This window comes from Demequina subtropica (assembly GCF_000971235.1).
Classification (GTDB): Bacteria; Actinomycetota; Actinomycetes; order Actinomycetales; family Demequinaceae; genus Demequina; species Demequina subtropica.
The window spans coordinates 1-4,573 of sequence record NZ_BBMB01000004.1 but is presented as its reverse complement, the minus strand read 5'-3'; the positions used below and the strand labels follow the sequence as shown (position 1 = coordinate 4,573).

3 protein-coding genes are annotated in these 4,573 nt (G+C 69.2%); 1 reads left to right on the top strand and 2 read right to left on the bottom strand.

The features are described 5' to 3' along the window. Positions 1 to 26: 26 nt before the first annotated feature. A complete protein-coding gene (locus AOM06_RS03630) occupies positions 27 to 1,202 on the bottom strand; it encodes an anti-sigma factor domain-containing protein (RefSeq protein ID WP_062302932.1) in 1,176 nt (391 codons plus the stop codon). Positions 1,203 to 1,318: 116 nt separating this feature from the next. Beyond that, positions 1,319 to 3,742, bottom strand: coding sequence for a glycoside hydrolase family 94 protein (locus AOM06_RS03625; RefSeq protein ID WP_062302928.1), 2,424 nt, complete (start codon positions 3,740 to 3,742; stop codon positions 1,319 to 1,321). Between the two features lie 480 nt (positions 3,743 to 4,222). Here AOM06_RS03625 and AOM06_RS14695 point away from each other — a divergent pair. Beyond that, a partial coding sequence (locus tag AOM06_RS14695; RefSeq protein ID WP_156163572.1) for a helix-turn-helix domain-containing protein occupies positions 4,223 to 4,573 on the top strand: 351 nt, incomplete at its 3' end.

Here is a 4,573-nt window from a genome sequence, read left to right as displayed (position 1 = left end):
GGGCGGGGGCGGGGTGCGGGGGAAGCTCAGCCGAGGTCGCCGGCGGCGATCACGTCGCCTGTGCGCGCGGGATCCCCGTCCCAGGGCTCGCGGGTGACCTCGATGCGCGCCCCGACCGCCGTGACGGCGTCCGCGGGCAGCGCGACCTCGTGGTGCGCGGAGGCCACCTGCCCGAGAGAGATCGGCGGCTCGTCGCCGATGACCAGCCATGCCTCGAGGTAGGCGTCCGGGTACTCGCGGTAGACGCCGTCGATGACGATCACCTCGGCACCCTCGGGCGTGGCCTCGACCCAGGCCTGCCCGGCGTCGGCGCCCGAGCGGGGGTCCTCCAGCTGCGCGGACACCAGGGAGGCGCGGTCCCCCTCGAGGAACGCCTGCCCCAGCGCGACCGCGAGCGCGACCAGCAGGCTCGATGCGACGATCGCGACGCCCATCACCATCGTGCGGCGGCGCTGGGCCCGTGCCGCATCGTCACGAGCCTGCGCCCGCCAGTCGACCTCCACCGGAGCACCCGCGTCGACCGCGTCGCGGACCTCATCCCACAGGCCGTCGCGCGGCGGCACCACGGCCCCCGTGACACGCATGCGCGCCACCGAGCCGACCAGGTCGTTGAGGGAACGCCACGCCGTCTTGCACTCGCGGCACTGCGCGATGTGCTCGCGTCCGCCGTCCGCGATGCGGATCCCGAGCGCGCGCGAGGCGAGCGACTCGACGGACGCATGCCCCTCGCCGGGTCGCGTGCCGGTCCACAGCGCGAGCAGCGAGTCACGCAGGAGCACCTCGAGGTCCTCCTCGGGCATCCCGAGGCAGCGCGCGAGCTCGAAGCGGGGCTCTCCCTCGACCAGCGCGCGCTCGAGAGCGGTGCGGCGATCCGCGTCGAGCCCCTCGAGAGCCGCGGCGATGAGGATGCGGTCCGCCTCGGCGAGCACCGCGGAGGCGTCGGTGACGGCCTCGCCGCCCACCGGCGCATCGTCCAGGGCGACGAGCTTGGCGCGCACGCGCCGCTCGAGGTCGCCGGTGATGCGGTCCGCGGCCTCGTGCAAGAGTTCGCGCGAGTCGAGCGCCCCGGACGCGGCGGCGGACGCGAAGACGCGGCGGACGATGTCCTCGGCCTCCTCGACGGAGCCGAGCGAGCGCAGCGCGAGGGTGTGGACCAGCGCGCCGGACTCCCGGTACGCGTCCTCGACCTCAGGCTCACACATGCACAACCCCCCGTTCCCCGGCAGTGTGCCACGCACGGGCCGGGACCCGACACCCCCACCGGCATGACGAGGGCGCCGCGGCAACCGCGGCGCCCTCAGCCTTGACCTTCACCGGTTCAGACCGTCGCGACGACCTCCACCACGGAGCCCGGCGCCGCGTACGGGACGAGCGACCCCTCAACGGCCTCTCCGTCCACGGTGAGCGACGCGCCCTTGCCGCCCGAGTTCGCCACCTTGATGACGTACGTCGCGCCGCGGATCACTCGGCGGACCGTGAACTCCGACACCTCGGCGCCGATGCACGGGTCCACGACGAGGCCGTCGTAGTCCGCGCGCACGCCCAGCAGGTACTGGGAGACGGTCACGAAGTTCCACGAGGCGGTGCCCGTGAGCCACGAGTTCTTCGCCTCGCCGTGACGGATCGCGTCCTTGCCCGCGATCATCTGCGCGTACACGTACGGCTCGAGGCGGTGGACCTCGGAGATCTCCTCGCGATACGCGGGCGTGATGCGCTTGTAGTGGTCCCACGCCTGCTCGGAGCGGCCCACCACGGTCTCCGCGATGATCACCCACGGGTTGTTGTGGCAGAAGATGCCGGCGTTCTCCTTGTAGCCCGGCGGGTAGGACGTGACCTCGCCCAGCTCGACGTGGTACTCGGTGTAGGCCGGGTTCAGCAGCACGATGCCGTGGTCGGTTCCCAGGCGCTCCTCCACCGCGTCGAGCGCCTTCTCCGCGAGGCCCTCCTCGACACCGATGCCGCCCATGATGCAGAAGCCCTGCGGCTCGATCCAGATCTGGCCCTCGGGGTTCTCGGCGGAGCCGACCTTGTTGCCGAAGTAGTCGTAGGCGCGCAGGAACCACTCGCCGTCCCAGCCGTGCTCGATGACGGCGGCCTTCATCTCCTCGATGGCGGCCTCCGCACGCTCGGCCTCGGCATCGTCCCCACGACGGCGCGCGAGCGCCGCGTAGTCCGGCCCGATGGCGGCGAACATGCCGGCGATGAAGATCGACTCCGCGACGCCACCGGTGCGGTTGCCAGTGGTCTGGAAGGACTCGCCGGGCTCGGTGGAGAAGCAGTTGAGGTTGAGGCAGTCGTTCCAGTCGGCGCGGCCGATGAGCGGCAGGCCGTGCGGGCCCCGGTTGTTGAGCGGGTGGTCGAACGAGCGCTTGAGGTGCTCCATGAGGGAGGCGGCCTTGGACTCGTCGTTGTCGAACGGCACCATCTCGTCGAGGATCGCGAAGTCGCCCGTCTCCTTGACGTAGGCGGCGACGCCGAGGATCAGCCACAGCGGGTCGTCGTTGAAGCCCGAGCCCAGCGTGTGGTTCCCGCGCTTGGTGAGCGGCTGGTACTGGTGATAGGCGCTGCCGTCCTCGAACTGCGTCGAGGCGATGTCGATGATGCGCTCACGGGCACGCTCGGGGACCAGGTGGACGAAGCCGAGCAGGTCCTGAGACGAGTCGCGGAAGCCCATGCCGCGGCCCATGCCGGTCTCGAAGAACGAGGCCGAGCGGGACATGTTGTAGGTCACCATGCACTGGTACTGGTTCCAGATGTTGACCATGCGGTCGAGCTTCTCGTGGCCCGACTCGACGGTGTACGAGCCCAGCAGGCCGTCCCAGTAGGCGTTGAGCTTCTCGAACTCGGCGAGCGTCTGCTCGTCGGTCGCGAACTTCGCGAGCAGCTCGCGAGCGCCGTCCTTGCGGATGACGCCGGGCGCCTCCCACTTCGCGTCGCGCGGGTTCTCCAGGTAGCCGAGCACGAACGTGAAGGCCTTGGACTCGCCGGGCTCGAGGGTGACCTCGAGCTGGTGCGAGGCGATCGGGTACCAGCCGGAGGCGACGCTGTTCTGGGCCTTGCCCGCGTGCGGGACGGCGGCCTCGTCGAAACCGTTGCCGAAGCCGAGGAAGGTGTCGCGGTCGGTGTCAAAGCCCGCGATCTCCGCGTTGACGCCGTAGACCGCGTAGTGGTCGCGACGCTCGCGGTACTCGGTCTTGTGATAGATCGCGCCGTCGACCACCTCGACCTCGCCGATGGAGAGGTTGCGCTGATAGTTGGTCTGGTCGTCCTCGGCGTTCCAGAGGTTGAACTCGAGGAAGCTGAAGAGCGAGAAGCTCTTGGGGGCATCGGAGGTGTTGGTCAGCTCGACGCGGTGGATCTCCGCGTTGACGTCGACGGGGACGAAGAGCAGGACGCTCGCCTCGAGGCCGTTGCGGGAGCCGGTGATGCGCGTGTAGCCCATGCCGTGGCGGGTCTCGAAGGAGTCCAGCTCAGTCTTGTAGGGGCGGAAGCCGGGGCTCCAGACGTCGCCGCCGTCGTTGATGGAGAAGTAGCGGCCGCCATCGTCCACCGGCACGTTGTTGTAGCGGTAGCGCGTGAGGCGGCGCAGCTTCGCGTCGCGGTAGAACGAGTAGCCGCCGCCCGTGTGCGACACCAGCCCGAAGAAGTCCTGGGCACCCAGGTAGTTGATCCACGGGTACGGCGTGTGGGGCGTCGTGATGACGTATTCGCGCGCTTCGTCGTCGAAGTGGCCGAACTGCATGGGTGGTGCCTTTCGTCTGGCTGCGTTGCCGTGAGAGCGCTCTCTCGGGCGTGTTGCCCCCACTGTAATCGAAACGATTCGTGCGTTGCGACCCCTGAAAGTCCCGGGCGGACGATGCGCCGTCGAGGGCGACTCGCGACCTCCACCCCGCAGATCGAACGTCTGACGTTCGGATTACAGGGTGAGCGACCAGCGGCTTCCCCGTGACCGTGACGTCGATCGCCTCCGCGCCTCGCTCAAGCGGTCACCTGCGGTGCTCTTCACGGACCAGCGCCAGGTGGGAAAGACCTCCCTGGTGCGCAGGCACCTGGAGCCTCAGCGCAGCCACTACTTCGATCTTGAGAACCCTCGCGACCTCGCAAGGCTCGCGGATCCGATGCTCGCGCTAGATGTACTCGGTCATGACGTTGGTGTCACGGAGGTAAGGGAGAAGGCCTCGATCATTGGTGGTGTCTAGTCGCCAACGAAAGAGGCCTTCTCGTGCACCACCGTAATGCTCGTTTGACTGTCCGTGGACGTCAGATCCTCGTCGAGCGGATCGCTGCTGGCCGTCCCGTCGCGCATGTCGCGAAGGAGATGGGTGTCTCTCGCACCTGCGCGCACCGCTGGTGGGGCCGTTACCAGGCTGAAGGCGATGCGGGGCTGGAAGATCGCTCGTCGCGACCCCACGTGAGCCCGACACGGACGTCGACGGAGATCGTCGCGACAGTGGTGGCGCTGCGCGAGAACGACCGGCTCAACGCGGCCGAGCTCGCGACCGCGGCGGGGATCTCGGCGTCGACGGCGGGACGGATCATCGCCCGTGCAGGCCTGCCCCGCTTGTTCGACATT

Coding starts and splice junctions, on each gene's coding strand:
- AOM06_RS03625 (WP_062302928.1), bottom strand. CDS start 3,742: ATGCAGTTCGGCCACTTCGACGACGAAGCGCGCGAATACGTCATCACG.
- AOM06_RS03630 (WP_062302932.1), bottom strand. CDS start 1,202: ATGTGTGAGCCTGAGGTCGAGGACGCGTACCGGGAGTCCGGCGCGCTG.